Source organism: Clostridium puniceum (genome assembly GCF_002006345.1).
In the GTDB taxonomy this organism is placed as follows: Bacteria; Bacillota; Clostridia; order Clostridiales; family Clostridiaceae; genus Clostridium; species Clostridium puniceum.
The window spans coordinates 1-1,641 of the sequence record NZ_LZZM01000090.1 but is presented as its reverse complement, the minus strand read 5'-3'; the positions used below and the strand labels follow the sequence as shown (position 1 = coordinate 1,641).

1 protein-coding gene is annotated in these 1,641 nt (G+C 28.3%); it reads left to right on the top strand.

Annotated features, from left to right (window positions below; all coding sequences use genetic code 11):
• The first annotated feature begins 281 nt into the window (after positions 1-281).
• A complete protein-coding gene (locus tag CLPUN_RS07025; RefSeq protein ID WP_077846607.1) occupies positions 282-1,571 on the top strand; it encodes an IS110 family RNA-guided transposase in 1,290 nt (429 codons plus the stop codon).
• Positions 1,572-1,641: the final 70 nt, after the last annotated feature.

Here is a 1,641-nt window from a genome sequence, read left to right as displayed (position 1 = left end):
ATATTCTCCTCGTATTTGAAAATACTAAATCCATAGACGAATATTTAAGTCTATATGGTGAAAGTCTAACTAGTGAAAATTTAATATTTGAATAGAGATATTGATGTTAATTTCCTGGGAGTATATACATACCCGTTCTTTAGACTGTCATCTCATTCAATAGATTCTATGTGTAACTGGTTGGATTTTTACTATTTGTAAAATTATCTGAATAACAAACGAGGATCTAGTCTATTGAATTTATATGAGACCTCTATTCAAACTAGAAGGAGACATGATTTATGAATAATTTCATTAATAACTTCGTTGTCGGAGTAGATGTATCTTCAAAATCTTCTGTTATAACTATTTTAATGCCCGGTGGTGAAACCTATGGGAAAAAATTGAATATAACAAATGATTTAAAAGGATTCACTGAACTCTTAACTACTTTAAAGAAAATTGAAAAACAATTTTCAAAAAGACCTGAAATTTTTATGGAATCTACTGGATTATATCATATTCCTCTTTATAATTATTTTAGTAAAAATCACTATAAATGCTATGTTATTAATCCAATACATACTAAGAACTTTGCAAAACAAAGTATTAGAAAAGTTAAAAACGATAAAGTGGATTCATTGAGAATTGCACAATTAGCACAATCCCCAATGTTTTCAACTGAATCTGTTTTTGATGAAAACACTTTCTTATTGAAAAAGCTTTGCCGAGAATATGATTCTTTAGTTAGCAATGCTGCTCAATACAAAAAGAAAGTAAATTCATTACTTAATTTAGTATTTCCAAAATTTAATGAAGTATTCAGTGATGTATTTAGTTCAGTTCCACTAGCTATTTTATTTAAATATCCAACCTATGTTGATTTTTTATCTGCCTCTAAATCAGATGTTATTACCCTTATAAAATCAACTGTAAACCATTCTACAGAATGGGCTGATAAACGATACAATTTACTATTTAATATTGCCAAAGAAGCAGAATTATTAAAATTAAATCTAGATTATCTTGGAACAGAAATGGTTTGCTTCATTAATCTACTCAACTCATTTAAATCTGCTATCAATAAACTAAAAGAAAAAATACTAGAATTTTCTGCAAATATACCAGAATTTAAGGAAAATGTTGAGTTATTATGCTCCCATCCTGAAGTAGGTCAAATAAGTGCTATAAGTCTTTTGGCTGAAATTGGAGACATCAAAAACTTTTCAAGTGCAAAAAAACTTGTTGCATTTCTAGGCGTTGACACGTCGGTATCTCAATCTGGAGCCTTCACAAGTACACATAATAAGCTTACAAAACGTGGTTCCAATTTAGCTAGAAAAATATTATATAATTTATCATTAGCGTCAATTAAAACTTTCCGAAACGGAGTCCCTGCTAATCCTGCTTTACTTGCATATTACAAAAAATTAACTACATCTAAACCAAAGAAAATAGCTATCTGTGCTATAATGCATAAATTAATTAACCATTTTTTTGCTATACTAAGAGACAAAAAAGCTTTTGAACTCAGGCTACCTGAAACTCATAAAAAGCTATATTTAGAAAGACATTTACAAATAGTAATTTAGTGTATAATTTTCACCTTAATCTTGTCCATTATTCGTAAAATAATAATGGTTTATTAAGCATACCTTTTTT

Coding starts and splice junctions, on each gene's coding strand:
- CLPUN_RS07025 (WP_077846607.1), top strand. CDS start 282: ATGAATAATTTCATTAATAACTTCGTTGTCGGAGTAGATGTATCTTCA.